The 19,567-nt window shown below is 33.2% G+C and carries 22 protein-coding genes; 18 read left to right on the forward strand and 4 right to left on the reverse strand.

Annotated features, from left to right (window positions below):
* Window positions 1-55: 55 nt before the first annotated feature.
* Window positions 56-883: an SAM hydrolase/SAM-dependent halogenase family protein gene (locus MQX03_RS01995; protein ID WP_129536871.1), complete on the reverse strand. Its 828-nt coding sequence runs from the start codon at window positions 881-883 to the stop codon at window positions 56-58.
* A gap of 130 nt (window positions 884-1,013) precedes the next feature.
* On the opposite strand from MQX03_RS01995, the gene MQX03_RS02000 reads away from it, so the two are divergent.
* The 4 genes from MQX03_RS02000 to MQX03_RS02015 all read left to right on the forward strand — a co-directional run bounded on the left by MQX03_RS02000 (window position 1,014) and on the right by MQX03_RS02015 (window position 4,097).
* Complete coding sequence (locus MQX03_RS02000) at window positions 1,014-1,970, forward strand: PhoH family protein (protein WP_242801055.1); 957 nt, start codon at window positions 1,014-1,016, stop codon at window positions 1,968-1,970.
* A 103-nt stretch (window positions 1,971-2,073) separates the two neighbouring features.
* Window positions 2,074-2,601 (forward strand): transporter, encoded by a 528-nt coding sequence (locus MQX03_RS02005; protein ID WP_242801057.1) that lies wholly within the window; start codon window positions 2,074-2,076, stop codon window positions 2,599-2,601.
* 123 nt (window positions 2,602-2,724) lie between these two features.
* Window positions 2,725-3,228 carry a hypothetical protein gene (locus tag MQX03_RS02010; protein WP_242801058.1) on the forward strand — a complete coding sequence of 168 codons (504 nt, stop codon included), beginning with the start codon at window positions 2,725-2,727 and terminating at the stop codon, window positions 3,226-3,228.
* A 209-nt stretch (window positions 3,229-3,437) separates the two neighbouring features.
* Window positions 3,438-4,097 (forward strand): outer membrane beta-barrel protein, encoded by a 660-nt coding sequence (locus MQX03_RS02015; protein WP_242801060.1) that lies wholly within the window; start codon window positions 3,438-3,440, stop codon window positions 4,095-4,097.
* A 259-nt stretch (window positions 4,098-4,356) separates the two neighbouring features.
* Here MQX03_RS02015 and ffh read toward each other — a convergent pair whose 3' ends face one another.
* The 3 genes from ffh to MQX03_RS02030 form a co-directional block, all read right to left on the reverse strand.
* Window positions 4,357-5,718 carry a signal recognition particle protein gene (gene ffh / locus MQX03_RS02020; protein ID WP_242801062.1) on the reverse strand — a complete coding sequence of 454 codons (1,362 nt, stop codon included), beginning with the start codon at window positions 5,716-5,718 and terminating at the stop codon, window positions 4,357-4,359.
* A gap of 288 nt (window positions 5,719-6,006) precedes the next feature.
* Complete coding sequence (locus MQX03_RS02025) at window positions 6,007-6,840, reverse strand: hypothetical protein (RefSeq protein WP_242801064.1); 834 nt, start codon at window positions 6,838-6,840, stop codon at window positions 6,007-6,009.
* Between the two features lie 42 nt (window positions 6,841-6,882).
* Window positions 6,883-8,712 (reverse strand): hypothetical protein, encoded by a 1,830-nt coding sequence (locus tag MQX03_RS02030; RefSeq protein ID WP_242801066.1) that lies wholly within the window; start codon window positions 8,710-8,712, stop codon window positions 6,883-6,885.
* Between the two features lie 136 nt (window positions 8,713-8,848).
* Between MQX03_RS02030 and MQX03_RS02035 the strand changes: the two genes are divergently transcribed.
* From MQX03_RS02035 to MQX03_RS02100, 14 genes are all read left to right on the forward strand, one after another.
* A complete protein-coding gene (locus MQX03_RS02035) occupies window positions 8,849-9,391 on the forward strand; it encodes a hypothetical protein (protein WP_242801068.1) in 543 nt (180 codons plus the stop codon).
* Between the two features lie 133 nt (window positions 9,392-9,524).
* Window positions 9,525-9,896 (forward strand): hypothetical protein, encoded by a 372-nt coding sequence (locus MQX03_RS02040; RefSeq protein WP_242801070.1) that lies wholly within the window; start codon window positions 9,525-9,527, stop codon window positions 9,894-9,896.
* Between the two features lie 59 nt (window positions 9,897-9,955).
* On the forward strand, window positions 9,956-11,047 hold the full coding sequence (gene atpB, locus MQX03_RS02045; RefSeq protein ID WP_242801071.1) for a F0F1 ATP synthase subunit A: 1,092 nt from the start codon (window positions 9,956-9,958) through the stop codon (window positions 11,045-11,047).
* 43 nt (window positions 11,048-11,090) lie between these two features.
* A complete protein-coding gene (atpE, locus tag MQX03_RS02050) occupies window positions 11,091-11,285 on the forward strand; it encodes an ATP synthase F0 subunit C (RefSeq protein ID WP_002979108.1) in 195 nt (64 codons plus the stop codon).
* Between the two features lie 82 nt (window positions 11,286-11,367).
* Window positions 11,368-11,865, forward strand: a complete 498-nt coding sequence (gene atpF / locus MQX03_RS02055; RefSeq protein WP_242801073.1) for a F0F1 ATP synthase subunit B — start codon at window positions 11,368-11,370, stop codon at window positions 11,863-11,865.
* A 2-nt stretch (window positions 11,866-11,867) separates the two neighbouring features.
* Window positions 11,868-12,407 carry an ATP synthase F1 subunit delta gene (gene atpH / locus MQX03_RS02060; RefSeq protein ID WP_229985125.1) on the forward strand — a complete coding sequence of 180 codons (540 nt, stop codon included), beginning with the start codon at window positions 11,868-11,870 and terminating at the stop codon, window positions 12,405-12,407.
* Between the two features lie 18 nt (window positions 12,408-12,425).
* Window positions 12,426-14,003: a F0F1 ATP synthase subunit alpha gene (atpA, locus tag MQX03_RS02065; protein WP_129536885.1), complete on the forward strand. Its 1,578-nt coding sequence runs from the start codon at window positions 12,426-12,428 to the stop codon at window positions 14,001-14,003.
* An 84-nt stretch (window positions 14,004-14,087) separates the two neighbouring features.
* Window positions 14,088-14,957, forward strand: coding sequence for an ATP synthase F1 subunit gamma (atpG, locus tag MQX03_RS02070; RefSeq protein ID WP_129536886.1), 870 nt, complete (start codon window positions 14,088-14,090; stop codon window positions 14,955-14,957).
* Window positions 14,958-15,055: 98 nt separating this feature from the next.
* Window positions 15,056-16,414: a hemolysin family protein gene (locus MQX03_RS02075; RefSeq protein WP_129536887.1), complete on the forward strand. Its 1,359-nt coding sequence runs from the start codon at window positions 15,056-15,058 to the stop codon at window positions 16,412-16,414.
* A 12-nt stretch (window positions 16,415-16,426) separates the two neighbouring features.
* The gene (locus MQX03_RS02080; RefSeq protein ID WP_129536888.1) at window positions 16,427-16,732 is read left to right on the forward strand and encodes an ATP-dependent Clp protease adaptor ClpS; all 306 of its coding nucleotides are present in this window, start codon (window positions 16,427-16,429) and stop codon (window positions 16,730-16,732) included.
* Between the two features lie 155 nt (window positions 16,733-16,887).
* Entirely contained in the window at window positions 16,888-17,502 is a 615-nt protein-coding gene (udk, locus tag MQX03_RS02085; RefSeq protein WP_129536889.1) for a uridine kinase, read from the forward strand.
* A 4-nt stretch (window positions 17,503-17,506) separates the two neighbouring features.
* Window positions 17,507-17,863, forward strand: a complete 357-nt coding sequence (locus tag MQX03_RS02090; protein ID WP_129536890.1) for an FtsB family cell division protein — start codon at window positions 17,507-17,509, stop codon at window positions 17,861-17,863.
* Window positions 17,864-17,962: 99 nt separating this feature from the next.
* Window positions 17,963-19,126, forward strand: a complete 1,164-nt coding sequence (locus MQX03_RS02095; RefSeq protein WP_242801075.1) for a methylmalonyl-CoA mutase family protein — start codon at window positions 17,963-17,965, stop codon at window positions 19,124-19,126.
* Window positions 19,126-19,566: a DinB family protein gene (locus MQX03_RS02100; RefSeq protein ID WP_242801077.1), complete on the forward strand. Its 441-nt coding sequence runs from the start codon at window positions 19,126-19,128 to the stop codon at window positions 19,564-19,566. The genes MQX03_RS02095 and MQX03_RS02100 overlap by 1 nt, the downstream gene beginning before the upstream one ends.
* Window position 19,567 lies beyond the last annotated feature (1 nt).

A 19,567-nucleotide genomic window follows, 5' to 3' on the forward strand; every position in this document is an offset into this window, starting at 1 on the left:
TTTAGATTTTGACAAATATATAAAAAAAATCGGTTTTTTTATGAAATAGATAATTTTAGAAAAATTCGATGTAAATATTTTCTCCAACGTTTAATCCGAAAAGGGTTTTAGCACCGTTCTTTTTACTGCCTTTGTAAATGGTTAATTCAAGCTGTTGGCTGTCGTTAAAAATTGCTGCAGATTGCCCGTGGTATTCGGTTTCTCTGTCCCAGTCGGATACAACCTCGGTATGGCTTGAATAGATTTTCGATAAACTCAAATTTCTGAACTTTATAGTGAATTTTTCGAAACCTTTCGCTAAAGTTTCAAAGAATTCCTGACTGATATTTGATATTATGTTTCCGAAATTATCAATGTACATTACTTCCCCAATAATCATCTTTTCGGGCTCATTATAAACTGGTTTTGGAAATAAAAGCTGTTTTGTCGTCTCAATTTTTCTTCCAATTACTTCAGGAAGTCCCCCGTTTGCCAAATGAACTGCAACAGGAACGAAAACATCTGTTGATGTAAAATTAACGACATCATCAAATCTATTGTTAAGCGTGATTTCGTAAATCGCTTCAGGTTTAATATCAAAAAAGATCAAACTTAGCAATCCGTTGTCTGCTGCAAGAAAATAAGATCCATCAGCTTTGTATAAAATATTTTTTCTCGATTTGTGAAAAAAACTATCAACAGCCAAAATATGAATGGTGCCTTTTGGAAAATAACGGTACGCATTTCTTACAATATAAGAGGTCTGAATAAGGTTATATGCCTGAATATCATGACTGATGTCAATAGTGTTAACTTCAGGGTTCAAAGACAGGATTTTGCCTTTCATAGCCGAAACTCTGTAATCTAAACGTCCGAAATCTGAGGTGAGGGTAATAATTGACATGAATAAATCTGATAGAAGTGCAAATTTATCTAAAATAAAAGGAAAGAAATAAATAATGTGGATAAGAATTTGATTTAAATCTGAAAAAAAACTTTTAAATTTAAAAATCTAAAACAATAAAAATATTTGCATGTTTGAATTAACGTACGATCTAGAAGGTATTGATGCAAAAAACTTTTACGGAGTTAATAACCAATATTTCAATTTAATAAAATCCAGCTTTCCAACCCTTAAAATTACTGGCAGAGACCATCATATTTTTGCGATGGGTAATCAGGAAGCTCTTGATATATTTAAACTTAAACTTGACGACATTGTGTCGTTTATATCAAAAAACAATTCAATAGGACTTAAAGATGTAGAAAACTTTCTTAATCTGAAAGACGAGACTGAAAAGCATTTTGTGTTTGATCAGGATATTATCGTGAAAGGAGTTAATGGTAAAATTATCAAAGCAAAAACGACCAATCTTAAAAAACTCGTGAAAGAAACTGAGAAAAAAGACATGGTTTTCGCTATTGGTCCTGCAGGAACGGGTAAAACGTATACGAGTGTTGCTTTGGCCGCAAGAGCTTTGAGAGACAAAGAAGTTAAAAGAATCGTCCTGACGAGACCCGCAGTGGAAGCAGGAGAGAGTCTTGGGTTTTTACCGGGAGATTTGAAAGAAAAACTTGATCCTTATTTACAGCCTTTATATGATGCACTTCGAGACATGATTCCTCATGAAAAGCTTGAAGGTTTTATGGAGAAGAAAATCATTGAAGTTGCTCCGTTGGCTTTTATGAGAGGAAGAACGCTTGATGACGCTTTTGTAATTCTGGATGAAGCTCAAAATACAACCCATGCCCAAATGAAAATGTTCTTGACTAGAATGGGTATGAATGCTAAATTTATCATCACTGGAGATCCCACGCAGATCGATTTGCCACCGAAACAACATTCAGGTTTAAAAGAAGCAATGCGAATTTTGAAGGATGTGAAAGAGATTGGTTTTGTGTATTTAACGGAAGAAGATGTGGTACGTCATCCAGTCGTGAAAAAGATTATTTTGGCATATAATGAAGAAGATAAGAAAGTAAGAGAATAAGTTTTTTTTAAGTACAGATAAGTTTTCATGTTTTTAAAAAAATATTTTGCACTTCTTTAAAAAGTGATATATTTGAGTCTTAAAATTTTAAAAAATTTCAACTATGAAAAAATTATTACTTATTGCTGCGGTTTCATTATTAGGAACTACAGTTATCAATGCTCAAGAAAATCATTTTAAAGTAGGTGCTCATGCAGGTTTACCTATTGGTGATGCAGGTGATTCTTATTCATTCAATGCGGGAGTAGATGTTGCTTATACTTTTGGTATTTCTGATAACTTTGAAGTTGGTGCTACTACAGGTTATTCTCACTATTTTGGAAAGGAAGTTAACATTCCAGGTGTAAGTTTTATGGGGGTTTCAATTCCTGGTCAATCGTATAAATTTAATGTTGGATCAATCCCAGTTGCTGCAACTGCTACGTATACTTTTGATGGAGGCTTTAATGTAGGTGCAGATATAGGTTATGCATTTCTTACTGGTGATGCTGATGGTGGTGGTTTTTACTATCAACCAAAAGTAGGTTACACATTTGCTGAAAAACATATGATCTATGCGGGTTATAAAGCTATTAGTAAAGATGGAGCAGAATTAAGCTCTGTTAATATCGGATATGCAATAAAATTCTAATTTTAAATAATTTAAAATATATGTGCAAGGCAAATTTGTCTTGCATTTTTTTATTAACATACCACAAGCGGCATTGCATTTGCTTTAAACAGGACAAATAATAAAGCTTTTAAATAAATTAAAATGAAAAAAATACTATTACTGGGTGCATTTGCATTGTTTGGAAGTTTAGCAAATGCTCAATCAGGTTTCAAGTTAGGAGGTCATATTGGTGCTCCCGTGGGTGATGCTGCAGATTATGCTTCATTTACTTTAGGTGTAGACGCTGCATATATGTGGAATGTTATGAAAGGTTTAGATGTAGGTGTTGCTTCCGGATATTCTCATTTTTTTGGTAAAGACAGATGGGATGATTTCGGGTTTGTCCCTTTGGCAGCTTCAGGTAAATATAGATTTAATGGTTTGCCACTTTTTGTAGGGCTTGATCTAGGAGGAGCGATTTCTACTAAAGATGGAGTAGACAGTGGTTTATATGTATATCCAAAAGTAGGTTTTCAACTACCAAAAGCAGAATTGTATTTAGGATATCAGAACATTGGCAGTGAAAGAAGAGACTTTGACAGAGACAGAAGAATAGATTCTAATTTTGGTGCCATCAATTTAGGCGTTAACTTCTTTTTAAAGTAAAATATCTAAAATATAGGTCATATTGAGCTCCAATTGAAAAATTGGAGTTTTTTATTTGATATTATTGAATTAAAATTATTTAAATCTCGCTGATGCGAGTTTAATTCGAAAAAGTCAATATCCATGGGTGATTTTTATCATGTTAACAAATTTTAATATTCAATTTTGTCATTATACATTTGCACCAAGAAAGTATAAAATTATTCAAAATGAAAAAATTATTAATTGCAAGTGCTGTTGCACTTTTCGGATTATCAAACGCTCAAATCGCTAAAGGAACTGTATATTTATCTGGTACTGTTGGTTATTCTCAGGTAGAATCTAACAACGGAGATACTAAAAAAGAAAACTTTAACGTACTTCCTACAGCTGGATTTTTCGTTGCACCAAACTTTGCAGTAGGTTTAGGAGTTGGTTTCCAAACTCAGAAAGATACTAATATTACAACACTTGTTGCTGGTCCTGCTGCTACAACAGTGAACACTAGAGAAGTTAAACAACCAGCTTTTGTTATAGCTCCTTTCGCAAGAAAATACTGGACTTTATCTGATAAATTGTATTTCTTCGGTCAGTTAGCTGTACCAATGCAGTTCGGAAAAACTGAAGTTGAAAACTCTTCTGTAACTACAACTGGAACTACTACAACTACTTCTTCTGTTTCTTCTGAAGCAAAATATACTTCTGTAGGAGTTACTGTAAAACCAGGTTTAGATTATTTCTTAAACAAAAACTGGACTATTGAAGCTACAATCGGTGAATTCGGTTACAATAACTTCAAACCAAAAGACGGTGATGCTACAAACAACTATAGCTTCGGTTTAAACCTAGCTAATGTAGGTATCGGTGTTAAATATGTATTCGCTAAGTAATTAGTAAATCATTTAATTGATATAAATCCTGAGATTTTTCTCAGGATTTTTTTGTATTTAAATTATCAGCTGCTTAAAAAATATGAAACGACTTCGATAAGCTCAGTCTGATAACTTTTTATATTAGAGATGTCACGTGACCCTTAGAAACATTTTCTGATAATCAGCTATTTAAATAAAATTGAGACAGATTATAAATCTCAAACAAAAAAACTCCCAGAAAAAATTCTGAGAGTTGTATATTTTGAAAATTCTTTAATTATTTTCCGAACATTCCGCCCATTCCTGGCATGTTTGGCATTTTGCTCATCATCTGCATCATTTGTTTTCCTTGCGGCCCCTGCATCATCTTCATCATTTTTCCCATTTGGTCAAACTGTTTCATCAACGCGTTTACATCTTCAATTTTTCTACCTGCACCTTTAGCAATTCTGTTTTTTCTCTGAGTATTGATGATAGAAGGTCTTCTTCTTTCGTCAGGAGTCATAGAATGAATGATCGCTTCAATATGTTTAAATGCATCATCACTGATTTCAACATCTTTAATGGCTTTTCCAACTCCCGGAATCATTCCCATCAAGTCTTTCATGTTACCCATTTTCTTGATCTGATTGATTTGCTTTAAGAAATCATCAAAACCAAATTCATTTTTAGCAATTTTCTTGTGAAGTTTTTTTGCTTCCTCTTCGTCAAACTGTTCCTGAGCTCTCTCTACTAAGGAAACAACGTCTCCCATTCCCAAGATTCTGTCTGCCATCCTTTCTGGGTAGAAAAGATCTAAAGCTTCCATTTTCTCTCCGGTAGAGATAAATTTGATTGGTTTTTCAACTACTGAACGAATCGTAAGAGCAGCTCCACCACGAGTATCACCGTCTAATTTGGTTAAAACAACTCCGTCAAAATTCAAAGCATCGTTAAATGCTTTCGCCGTGTTCACAGCATCCTGACCTGTCATTGAGTCAACCACGAATAGAGTTTCGTTTGGTTTAATGAAATAATGAACTGATTTAATCTCATTCATCATCTGCTCATCAATCGCCAAACGACCTGCTGTATCGACGATTACTACATCGTGACCGTTTGATTTAGCAAAACTAATTGCATTTTCAGCAATAGTAGAAGGGTTTGTAGCACCTTCTTCTGTATAAACCGGAACTCCGATTTGTCCACCAAGAACTTTCAACTGATCGATTGCAGCAGGACGGTAAACGTCACAGGCAACCAATAAAGGTTTTTTAGATCTTTTTGTTTTTAAATAATTAGCAAGCTTCCCTGAAAAAGTAGTTTTACCAGAACCCTGAAGACCTGCGATAAGGATTACAGAAGGTTTACCAGAAAGATTAATTCCTTCGTGAGATCCACCCATCAAACCTACTAATTCATCATGAACAATTTTTGTCATCAATTGTCCGGGAGTAAGCGAAGTAAGAACGTTTTCTCCTAAAGCTTTATCCTGAACTCTTTTGGTTAAATCTTTCGCAACTTTATAGTTAACATCGGCATCTACCAATGCTCTACGAATCTCTTTTACGGTTTCCGCAACGTTGATTTCGGTAATTTTTCCACGTCCGGAAAGATTGTGAAGTGCTTTGTCTAATTTATCCTGTAAACTATTGAACATATTGATTGTAAATTATAGATTGCAAAAATAAGGAATTTCAGTCAGCTATAAAAGGGCTATTGAATGTTTTTGGTTTGCAATATTTTCTTGAATTTTAATTGGTTAACGTTTTAAAAATTTATACCATTAAATAAACTGTGAATTATACAAAAATTATATGTACTCTATCTTTAAGGTAATTGTGTTTTGAATAAGAACTCCGTAGGAGTGAAACGTTTGTAGCACTAAGTAAACCTAGAAATGCTAAGCTCTGTAGGAGCGAAATGTTTGTAGATTCAGATGTTAAATTTACCCACCCGTCACAAGCAAATTTCTCGCTGCTTTTTCACTGCATTTTTGATATTTTGAATACGCTTTTGCGGCTCTCGTTAGGATTTGTTCATTAGATTCGTTTAATACATAACCTGAAATCGCATCGTGCAAAGTGTACGCTTCAGGACTCATTAACCCGGTTGTCCAAACTAAGGGGTTTGCGTTGGCTTTTGCTAAATGGGGTGAAAAATACTTTTTGCTGTAACATGCCAGAATAATTACATCACGCTTTTGTTTATCGGTATTTTCGAAGCTTTCATTTAATTGAAAATCCATCAAACCATCATGACCAACGTAAGCTAATAATTTTGAATTTCCGCCGATTCCGATGGTAGTTTTACCTACATTTAAAGTGTCTTTATTTTTCCCACTGCTGCTGTTTAGAAAATCAAGAGTGGATTCTTTGATGAATTTTCCGTCGTAAGCATCTGCAACTAAATAATAATTTTTGGTAATGTGTTTAAAAATAATTCTTTCTAATTTTTCAGATTTTAATTTTCTGCTTTCTATAAATTTCCATTCTTCACTTTTTTTAAAATAAGAACGTACTCCGAAAGCACATCCCCAATACAAATTATTGTCAGGATCTTGTCCGTTTCCTATTTTTTCGGGTACAGGAACTATGCCTTGATATTTGTTGTCGCACAATGCCACAAAAATATGAATGGTCTTTGCATCAGATGTAAACGGGATTCCTTGTTTTTCTTGAGAATTATTCTTTACAATTGTAGATTTTTTCTGGGTTTTGTCGTTACTGCAAGCTAGTAATAAAAAGCACAAAAGAAATATGGGGAAGTGGAGGAGTTTCATCGTTTTTATGTGAGATTTAAGTGATTGAATATTGATTTAAAATTAATAATAAATTTCATTTTTTACATTCGGAAATTTGAAAGTATGATCACCGGGAGTAAAATCATTCATTTTTGGCTGAGTTATTTTTTTATTTTCTTTTTGAGACTGAACGACTTTATTCTCACCATTCTTACAGTTTTCAACTGTTTTTTTATAAGTAGCATCACCTGTGCTAATATTGTAGTCGAAACTGACCCAATAATCACATGGCGTACCAAAGCTTGATGAGGCACCAATAAGATACCAATCACCATTCTGATAACGGTAGCGATGTGTGTATTCCCATTTGTCTCTGCTTCCCCCGAAATGCTTGATGACAATGCTTTTTTTAGAAATAGAAATTCCGTTGAAAGGATTTCCCATCACTCCACCACTTTGTGAAGATAATAATGGAGCTGAAGTCTGGTGCAGAATTTTCCATTTTCCATTTTCTTTTTTATATATGGCGAGTACCTGTTCTGCATCTCCGTGATCGATGTTTGGTATTTCGTATACTGCTGCAGCTTCATCGTTTTCATCTTCATCTAAATTTCCATAGGCGATTTTCTTTAATTCCCAATATTTTGGAGTAAAATTTTTAATATCGGCAGATACTTTTAACGTGATTTCTGCGTCATAAGATTCGTTATCAATAGCACGTTTTTTTTCATCTAAATAAGAGTTTTTCTTTTTAGCAATTTTTGTAATATTTGTTCTTATTTGGTTGATGATATCAGGCATTTTCGGAAGTTCATGATTCTGTTGCTTAGTATTTTCTGTGTAATATTCAATTTCACGAATTTCAATTGTGGTCAGTTTTTTCTTTCCTATAAGCCCTTTATCTGCTTCGCTGTAAAATCTTTTTTTGGCAACCCAATTTCCTTCTTTGTCATATTTGTACTCGTATTCTTCGATGCTTCCGACAGATCCGTCGTAATATTTTGTTTGCTCAAAAGTTTTATTTCCGTACTGATCATATTTAGTATGTTTTTTTGATGCTATTTCGGTTCCACGAAGTTGGTAATCAGATTCTATACTTTCTGTGTAATCGTTGTTATAGCTGAATTCGGTTTTATTTTCTAAACCGTCTTTATCATACCAGATTTCTGAAATGAGGTGATCTTTTTTATCATATTTATAATATACTTTTCTGCCTTCAACTACATAACCGTCTACTTCATAAAGTTTATAAATTCCATTCAATAAAGATAATTTTTGAATTTTAGATTGATAAAGCGGATTAATTTTTATTAAATTTTTTTGATTGAAAATATAGATGTTGTCAGGACTTGAGATGCTGTCGGAGCCAATTTCCGAAATGATGATTTTTTTCTGTGTTGCAGAATCTTCCGTTTTGTATGTTGTATAATTATTTAAAATTGTTTTGGTCTTATTTGTTTCAATTTCAACTTCTTCAGAAATAATCTGTTCATCATTATAAAAATACCATCTCGAATATTGTGATGTTCCGTATTCTCTGGTGTATTGATTTTCTTTTAAAATTAAATTCCCCGAAGATTCATTATAATAATATTTTGCTGTAGAAGAATAATTTCCCGAAATTTCTCTACGAAAACTTCTTCTGCCATCTTTTCTGTAAATCGTATGATCTTTTAAATGCAAACTTTTTCCCTCAAATATTTTGTCATTTTCTCCTTTTTTGCCACTCTCATCAGACGTATAATTTTTTATGGAATAAACTTTTCCTCTGAAAAGAACCCGGTCTTCTGACGACTCAGCGAATCCATTAATGTCAAGATTTTCGTTGATTAATTTGCTCGAAATATTCTGTTGCGAGCACATCGATGTGCTTAGAATAATTAAATATAATTGTAGGAGTAATTTCATCATATTTTTATGCTGTGATTTTTCTATCAAATATATTTAAAAACGTTTAGATGTTGATTAAATTTACAATACTTAGTGATATATTTAATTGTCAATTTTTTAGAAATGTTATATTTAATATATTTATTCAAAATATAAAATGAGTTTGATCAACAATAAAAGTTTTCAGATAACTATTAAATTTTTCTTCATTTTCTCTTTGCTAATGATTGTTTTCAGCATTGCTGACGCTTTACTTCGAAATTTTAAAATCGTTGAAATTACATTGGTTTATAATTTTGTTTGGTTGTGTGGAATATTAATAGAACTTCTGTTGTTAGCAATTTTAAAAAAATGGAAGAGCTTTTTTCTAATTCTATTTCTCGCAATAGGAATTTTTTTGCTTCTTACTTATGTTATTTTTTCAGATTCAATCCGTCATGAAAAATCAATTAAAAATAGCAGTTATCTTTTGAGGGCAAGTTCGCATCAATATAAAATACTAAAACAAAATTGCTGCTACAAAAAAGTCATTGCAGAAAAATCATCAGGAATTTTCTTTACACCCGATATGAAAACCGGTTTAGTTGCATACTTTGATGCAAAGTTAATTTCAGAAAGTCCCGAAATGCTAATTTTAGAAATTGAAACTTCAGGGAAAAAGCAAATCGTAATAGATACTTTAAATAAAAAAAAAAAATAACATTATATTTTTTAGACTTAAAGACATCAAAAGTGGATATTGTAGGTTAATATTTCCGAAAAAGATTATTTTTGCAAAAAACAAAAAATAGACTTCGTTTTTTAGATATTAAAAACGAAAATAAAATCCGCACATGAAATCTAATCCAAACATTCTTGTTGTTATAATTTTCTTTTTAACATTTTTGATTCATTTTTCTCTGTGGAAATTTGTTTTTCATCTTGATGAAATTATTATCATCAAATTTTATCTTTTCCTGAGCGTAATGTTCATGATGATGATTACGATGATTATTTTAATTAATAGAGTAGTGCCCGAATTTTTGGGCTTGGCGGTTATTGGTTTAATCCTTTTAAAATTCGGTTTAATGTATCTTATAAAGAATAAGCTTCATTTTGAAACAATTCCGAACTATAAATTCCATTTTGTGGTGCCTTATTTTGTATTAACGACTCTGCTTACGTATTATGCAATTCGGTTGATTAATCATGACAAAAAACAGTAAAAATATTTATTGAAACTAGAAAAAAAAATCTATTTTTGCACAACGAAAAAAACCTATCAATGTTAAAGAAATTTGCAGTTTTATTCTACAGTATTTTTATGTTAAGTCTAGTGTCTGCTCAGCATGGTGAGGCTACTGCTGTAGAGACTCCGGGTCAAGAGCTTTCAGAAAAAGACAAAGTAAGTAAAGAAAACAAAGAGTTCATCGATCATCACTTATTAGATGCTCACGATTTTACATTGATGGTTGACAAAGAAGGTCACCACATTGGTTTTCCTCTTCCTGTTATTTTTTATGATAACGGAATCCACTCTTTCATGAGTAACAAAGAAGGTTTCATGCACGGTGATGTTATAGAAAGCAACGGTTCTTATTATAAGCTTCACCACGAGAAAATTTTCAAAACGGATGCAGCAGGAACTTTAACAATCGGTGAAGATGGTCACCCAACAAACGAAAAGCCAATTGATTTATCTATTACTAAAAGTGTATTGATGATTCTTTTAGTATCTATCTTTATGTTAGTGTTATTTGGTGAAATGGCAAAATCTTATAAGAAATCAGAAATACCTACTGGTGCTGCAAGATTCTTAGAGCCATTGGTGATTTTCGTAAGAGACGAAGTTGCTATTCCAAATATTGGTCACAAGTACAAAAGATTTATGGGATATCTTTTAACGGTATTCTTCTTTATATTATTCTTAAACGTTTTAGGATTAATGCCTTTCGGAATTAATGTTACAGGTAATATTACCATGACATTCTTCTTAGCAATCCTTACTTATTTAATTACAACATTTTCTGCAAACAAAGATTACTGGAAACACATCTTCTGGATGCCGGGAGTTCCTGTACCAATGAAATTGATTATGTTGCCAATTGAATTATTAGGAACGATCACTAAACCATTTGCATTGATGATTCGTCTTTTTGCAAACATGACTGCAGGACACATCGTTGTAATGAGTTTGATTGGTTTAATTTACGTATTCGAAAATGTTATCGCCGGAGTTGCTTTCCCTTTCCTTACATTAGTAATTTACTTATTGGAAGTATTGGTAGCATTCTTACAGGCATATATTTTCACGATGTTGTCAGCACTGTTTATCGGTATGGCTGTTCAGGATCATGATCATGAACACGCTCATTAAGAAATAGAATTTAGTTTAAAACAATTTTTTAAAATTATATATTATGGAAATTCCTAAAATTGTAGGTGCTGGTATCGTTGTACTAGGTGTTGGTATTGGTCTTGGTAAAATCGGAGCTGCTGCTCTTGAGGCTATCGCTAGACAACCAGAGCAGTCTGGAAAAATTCAAACAGCTATGCTTATCGCTGCTGCACTTGTAGAAGGTGTTGCGTTTGCTGCTCTATTTGCAGTAAACTAATCAAATTAGGCCATTCCCGTAACGGTTGGTTGCGGGACATGGTTTTTTTAAGAAATAGTAATAATTATTTATACATTATATAATGGAATTAATTCATCAGTTTTCATCAGGATTATTTATTATCCAAACGGTTATTTTTCTGGCGCTTTTGTTTTTGCTAGGTAAATTTGCTTGGAAGCCAATTCTTACATCTATTAATGACAGAGAAACTTCTATCGTTGATGCTTTGAATCAGGCTAAATTGGCTAAAAAAGAAATGGAAGATCTTAAATCTGATAACGAAAGAATTATTCGTGAAGCTAAAATTGAAAGAGATTCTATCCTTAAAGAAGCTAGAGAAATTAAAGACAGAATTGTAGGTGAAGCTAAAGATGTTGCTAAAGCTGAAGGAGATAAATTGATTGAGGCTGCTAAGCAAACCATTCAAACTGAGAAAAATGCTGCAATGTCAGAAATCAGAACTCAGATTGGTGCTTTGTCTGTAAATATTGCAGAATCTATCTTGCAGAAAAATTTAGAGAAAAGCGAAGCTCAGGACGAGTTGGTTCAAAATTATTTAAACAAATCTAATCTTAACTAAGAATGCTTACATCTAAAGTAGCTAAAAGATACGCACAAGGTTTGCTGGATTTCACAAACGAATCTGGACAGACTAATGCTGTATTTGCTGAAATGAAAGATGTTAAGAAACTGATGTCTGAATCTGAGGATTTGAACAAATTTTTCAAGACGCCTTACATCGATGCAAAAAAGAAAGAGGACGTTGCTAAAGAGATTTTTAAAGGTTTTTCACCGGTTTCTCAGAATTTGATTACTTTAGTGATCAGACATCGTCGTGAAAATCATTTGAAAAATATTGCTCAGGAATTCATCAATAAAGTTGAAGATATCAACGGGGTACAGAGAATTACACTTACCACTGCGACTCAGCTTTCTAAAGAAAACGTTGACCAGATTTTAAAATCTACAGATTTAGTAAAAGCAGGTTCAAACTTTGACTTAAATCTTACCATCAATCCTGATATTTTAGGAGGATATATTTTAAGAGTAGGTGATCAGCAGATCGATGCATCTGTAAAATCTAAGCTTAATAATATCAAAAAAGATTTTCATTTAAATTAAGAAAAAAACAACCATATAATGGCAGAAATAAATCCGGCAGAAGTATCTGCGATCTTAAAACAACAGTTGGCCAACTTCGACACTCAATCAAATGTTGAGGAAGTAGGTACAGTTTTGACCATCGGTGATGGTATTGCTCGTGTATACGGGTTAGAAAATGTACAGTACGGTGAGTTGGTGAAATTTGCTAGCGATGTAGAAGGTATCGTACTAAACTTAGAAGAAGACAACGTAGGTGTGGCTCTTTTAGGTGAAAGTAAATTGGTAAGAGAAGGAGATACAGTAAGAAGAACAAACAGAATCTCTTCTATCAAAGTAGGAGAAGGGATGTTAGGTAGAGTAGTTGATACTCTAGGAAATCCAATCGATGGTAAAGGACCTATCGAAGGTGAATTGTACGAAATGCCATTGGAAAGAAAAGCTCCAGGGGTTATCTACAGACAGCCGGTAACTGAACCTTTACAGACTGGTATCGTTGCAATTGATTCAATGATTCCTGTAGGAAGAGGTCAGAGAGAGTTGATCATTGGTGACAGACAGACAGGTAAAACTACTGTTGCGATTGATACAATCATCAACCAAAGAGAATTTTTTGATGCAGGAAATCCTGTATATTGTATATATGTTGCGATCGGGCAAAAAGCTTCTACAGTAGCTCAGATTGTAAAAACTTTATCAGATAAAGGTGCTTTAGCTTATACAGTAATTGTTGCTGCTAATGCTTCAGATCCGGTTCCAATGCAGGTTTATTCTGCAATGGCTGGTGCTTCTATCGGTGAGTTCTTCAGAGACACTGGTAGACCTGCTTTGATCATTTATGATGATTTATCTAAACAAGCGGTTGCTTACCGTGAGCTTTCTCTACTATTGAGAAGACCACCGGGCCGTGAAGCTTACCCAGGAGACGTTTTCTATCTTCACTCAAGATTATTGGAAAGAGCTGCAAAAGTGATCGCTGATGATACTATTGCAAGCCAAATGAATGATTTACCTGAGTCTTTAAGACCAATCGTAAAAGGTGGTGGTTCATTAACAGCACTTCCTATTATCGAAACTCAGGCGGGTGACGTTTCTGCATACATCCCAACAAACGTAATCTCTATTACTGACGGGCAGATTTTCTTGGAAACTGACTTGTTCAACTCTGGGGTTCGTCCTGCAATTAACGTAGGTATCTCGGTATCTAGAGTTGGAGGTAATGCTCAGATCAAATCAATGAAAAAAGTTTCTGGTACTCTTAAATTAGACCAGGCTCAGTACAAAGAATTAGAAGCGTTTGCTAAATTCGGTTCTGATCTTGATGCTTCTACTTTAGCAGTTATCTCTAAAGGTGAAAGAAACGTAGAGTTGTTGAAGCAACCGGTAAATTCACCACTTCCTGTAGATACTCAGGTAGCAATGATTTATGCTGGTACAGAGAACTTGATGAGAAACGTTCCTGTGAAAAAAGTAAAAGAATTCCAGGAAGAATATATTGCTTTCCTAAGATCTAAGCACCCAGAGACTATGGCTGCTATCAAAGCTGGGAAAATCGATAACGATATTACAGGTGTTCTTAAGCAGGCTGCTAATGATTTAGCTTCAAAATATAACTAAAATTAGTTGATGATTGTTGGTTGATAGTTGACAGAATTTTCTAAAACTAGCAACCAACAACCGACAACCAACAACTAACCCAATATGGCAAACTTAAAAGAAATACGAGGAAGAATCAGTTCAATTTCATCTACGATGCAAATCACACGTGCTATGAAAATGGTTTCGGCAGCGAAACTAAAAAAAGCACAAGATGCCATCGTAATGTTGAGACCGTATTCTGAAAAATTGCAGGAGATTATCCAGAATGTAAATTCTAGCTCAGATCCTGATCAGGTTTCTATTTATGCTCAAAAAAGAGAGGTTAAAAAAGTACTTTTCATCGCTGTTACTTCAAACAGAGGTTTGGCTGGTGCATTTAACTCAAATATTGTGAAAGAACTGAATATTCAGTTTCAGAATAATTCTCAGTACGAAATTGAAGTTCTTACCATTGGTAAAAAAGCTTATGATGCGGTAAGAAGAAGCCGTACAGTGTTTTCTAACGAAAGCAGTGTTTTTGATAAGTTAAGTTTTGATGTAGTTTCAAACGTTACCGAAACGGTAATGAGTAACTATAGAGAAGGTAAATTTGACGAAGTGTATGTAATTTACAATAAGTTCGTCAATGCAGCTACTCAGGATGTGATTACAGAAAAAGTTCTTCCAATCTCTATGGCAGAAATTGATGCTAAAGAAACTCAGGTAGAAACAGATTATATTTTCGAACCAAATAAAGCTGAAATTTTAGATAATTTGATTCCTAAATCTATCAAGACTCAGGTTTTCAAAGCAGTGTTAGATTCAGTAGCTTCAGAGCACGGTGCCAGAATGACAGCGATGCACAAAGCAACAGACAACGCACAGGAGTTGAAGAATGATCTGGTTATCTTCTACAACAAAGCAAGACAAGCTGCCATTACAAACGAAATCTTAGAAATCGTTTCTGGAGCAGAAGCTTTGAAAAATTCGTAAGAATATATTCATAAAATATTAAAGCATCGATATCTTCGATGCTTTTTTTGTTAGTTTTATTTTGTATATCTTTGCACAATAAAATTATATTTTTTTAAATGGACTCAGACGTCGTCAAGCTTTTATTAGCACTACTCTTAGTATTGCTCAATGGTTTTTTTGTAGCCGCAGAATTCTCTATCGTTAAAGTTCGTTATTCCCAAATTCAGTTGAAAGCTGCCGAAGGAAACTCGATGGCAAAACAAGCTGAACACATCATTAAACATTTAGACGAGTATCTCTCTGCAACTCAGTTAGGGATAACATTAGCTTCACTTGCCTTAGGTTTTGTAGGTGAAAGTGCTCTTCATCATATTTTCGAAAACCTTTTTCACTATTTTAATTTTCAGATTGCAGATGCTACAATAACAACTATTGCATTGGTTTCCAGTTTTCTTTTAATTACTGTAATGCATATTGTCTTTGGAGAGTTGATACCTAAATCATTAGCGATTAGAAAATCGGAAGCAACTACAATGTTCATTGCTATGCCATTGCGTGTTTTCTACACAGTTTTTAAACCATTCATTTGGACGATGAATAAGATGTCGAACTTTTTTTTACGTTTAATGAAAGTGCATCCTGCCTCAGAACACGAAATTCACTCGACAGAAGAACTTCAGCTTTTGGTAAAGCAATCCGCTGACAGTGGAGAAATTGAAGAAGAAAACTACGAAATCATTAAAAATGCTTTTGATTTTACAGATCACTCTGCAAAACAGATTATGGTTCCGCGTCAAAATATTTCATCTATAGACATTGCAGAGCCTGTGGAAGATATTATTTCTAAAATAATGGATGGCGGATATTCTCGACTACCTGTTTACAAAGATTCTATTGATAATATTATCGGAATATTTTATGCCAAAGAAATCATTCGGGAATATATAAAAAGAAAAGGCGAAATAGATCACTCCGATTTAGAAAAGCTAATGAGAGAAGCGTTCTTCGTGGTAGGTAGTAAAAAGATTTCCGATCTTTTAAAAGTTTTCCAACAAAAGAAACAACATTTAGCAGTAGTAATTGATGAATTTGGTGGAACTGAAGGAATTATTACATTGGAAGATATTTTAGAAGAATTGGTAGGTGAAATTCAGGATGAAGAAGATGATGAAGAGAAATTGGTTGATAAAGTGGGACCAAATACATTTTGGGTAAAAGCGACACAGCCTTTGGACGAAATCAACGAATCTTTACCTAAAAAACTGACCGTTTCTGAAGAAAGTGAGTACAATACTTTGGCCGGATTTATTCTGCACGCCTTAGAAGACATCCCTGAAGAAAATCAGGAATTTGACTTGGAAAATTATCATTTCAAAATCTTAAAAATGAATAATAAGAGTGTTGAAATGGTAGAATTGATTTATAATGGAACTAATATCGTTGATGATATTTTAGACAAATTAGGAGAAGATTAAAATTTTTAGACCATGATTTTTTATAATAGCATAAAAGATTACGAAAATCCAAAACGTCAGTACGAAGAAGAAGTGCTGGTTTTGGATGAAACCGATGAAGTGTACAAATTAATTTTGCATAACGATGACATTCATACTTTTGATGATGTGATTGAAGCATTAATAGAAATTTGCAAGCATGATCTCATACAAGCCGAACAATGTACAATGCTCGTACATTACAAAGGCAAATGCACCGTAAAAACAGGCTCTATGGATGTTTTGAAACCCATGCACGAAAAATTAATTTCAAGAAGCTTAACAAGCGAAATCGTATAATACAAACTCCGGCAATCGTCGGAGTTTGTTGTTTTTGGTAGAGAGTTTAAACAAAAAATCATATTGAATAAAATTTATTTCAATTAAAAAAAACATCAGGCTTCTGACTTCAAACTTCCATCTTAAATAGTATATTTGTACAAACTATATTAAAAATGCTTGTAATAGGAATTGCGGGAGGAACAGGATCCGGCAAAACTACGGTTGTTGATAAAATTATTCAGCAGCTTGATATTGAGGGAATGAATATATTGTCTCAGGACAATTATTATCATGATAATCACAATCTTACACTGACAGAAAGAGAAGCGTTGAACTACGATCATCCCAAGTCAATTGATTTTGAACTAATGCTGAAACACGTAAAAGCATTAAAAAATAACGAGGCGATTGAGCAACCCGTTTACAGTTTTGTTACGCATTCAAGAACGGGCGATCATGTTACCGTTGAACCGAAAAATGTATTGGTCGTAGAAGGAATTTTAGTTTTGACCAACAAAGAATTGCTGAAAGAATTTGATTTAAAAGTCTTTGTACACGCAGATTCAGACGAAAGACTGATCAGAAGGATCAGGAGAGATACACAGGAGAGAGGAAGAGATCTGAACGAGGTTTTGCACCGTTATCAGACGACTTTGAAGCCGATGCATCAGGAATTTATTGAACCATCAAAAAACGATGCTGATTTGATTATTCCAAACATGAAGCAAAATTCTGTGGCGATAGATTTTTTAACGACTGTTATTAAAAACTCACTAAGAAAACACTAAAAAAATGGCTGAAAAAGAATTAATTAAAGAAATCCAACCCAAATCGGAGACCCTGAAATTTCTTCAGCATTATGTTTTGAATAAATATGTCATTGCGATAAGTCTTTTTTTGGTCTGGATGGTATTCTTCGACAAAACTTCATTTTTGGTAATCAATGAGTTGAACGGAGAAATCAATAAATACGAAGAGCAGCTCGATTATTATAAAACAGAATACGATAAGAATGATAAATTCTACAAAAAACTGATGAATAATAAATCTGAGAAAGAAAAATACGCCAGAGAAAATTACTTCATGAAAAAACCAAATGAAGAAATATTCATCCTGGTGGTAGACAGCACAAATATCGCTAAGAAATAATTTAAAGTGAATTGTGAATAATCGATAGCTTTTCAGTAGTTTTAAAATAAGTCTGCAAATCGCAATTATTCATTACCCATTACTTATTACTCATCATCTATGTCAAATACAGAAACCTTTTCCAACTGGGAAAATCTTGTTAAAAAACAGCTTAAAACCGAAGATATTTACACCATTCTGAAAAAAGAAAATTTAGAAGGAATTGATGTTAAACCTTTCTATGATTCTGTTGAAAAACTTTTGGTCAATCTTCCGAAAGTTGAAGAAAGTACCCATTTGGTAGCAACGTATCACGAAACTTTGGAAGAAGATGTTTTTGCTTTTTTACTGAATGAAAATGTGGAAAATCTGGCTGAGAAAACCATTTTCATCAACAATAAAGATTTGGCAGAGCACATCAGTCCGGCAGATGAAGATCAATATTTTTCTTTGATTGATGTTTTTGATGAAACTAATACAGTGATTGATGACCAATTAGTCAAAGAATTATTGGCAAAAAGTTTCAGAAGAAATATTTGTGTAGATATTTCGCTTCACCAAAATGCGGGTGCGTCTATTGTTCAGCAGTTGGGGATTGCTTTGGCAAAAACAAAAGAACTTGGGGAAGTTTATGGAGAAGAAATTTTAAATAAAATACTTTTTAGATTAGCGGTTGGAGGAAATTATTTCTTTGAAATGGCTAAAATCCGTGCTTTTAAATTGGTTTTTAATCAACTTTCAAAAGAATATGGTTTAGACGATATTCCATACATTTTTGCAGAAACTTCTTTGAGAAATAAGTCAGTTTCTGACAGCGAAAATAACTTGATTCGTTCAACTTTAGAATTGGCTTCGGCAATGATTGGCGGAGCAGATGCAGTTTTCAGTACAAATTATCAGATCGGAAATAATACTGAAAATTCAGAGGAAATCTCTTTTAAGCAACAGATTGTCTTGGCTTATGAAAGCATCATTAACGTTTTTGAAGATGCCTCAAACGGAAGTTATTATATTGAAGATATTACGCAACAAATTGCTGAGAAATCATGGCAGTTCTTTTTAGAAATTGAAGAAAACGGTGGTTATTTGGAATCTTTAAAACAAGGAATTCTTCAGAAAAAAATCTACGATCAGGCTGTTGAAGAGCAAAAATGGGTTGAGGAAGGAAAAATAAAACTGATTGGAGTGAATTTATATCCAAAATTGGATAAGAAAAAATCTGTTCAAGAGCTTTATAGCGAAAAAGAAATTAAAGCGGTTCGTTGGGCTGAAATGTTTGAGTAATGAAGGAAAAATTGATTGATCTATTTGAATACACCTATCATTTCAACAACGAAATGATCAGAATTATTTCAGAAAATATTTCTAAAGTAGACGAGAAAATAATCAGTTTAATCAATCATACTTTAAACGCTCAACAAGTCTGGAATTCTAGAATTTTAAATGAAAAATCTTTTGAAGTCTGGCAAATTAATTCGTTTGAAAAATTAGAAGAAATAAACAATCAAAACTTTAAAACAAGTATTCAAATTATTGAAAACTCAGATTTTGACCAAAGAATTGAATATCAAAATTCAAAAGGATCAAAGTTTGAAAATTCTATTTTCGAAATACTTTTTCAGGCAATCAACCATTCAACATATCACCGCGGGCAAATCAATTCTCTTCTAAAGCGGAATGGAATCGAACCTATTTTAACTGATTATATTTTTTACAAAAGATAAT

The sequence above is a fragment of the Chryseobacterium aahli genome (assembly GCF_022699665.1).
Taxonomy (GTDB): Bacteria; Bacteroidota; Bacteroidia; order Flavobacteriales; family Weeksellaceae; genus Chryseobacterium; species Chryseobacterium aahli.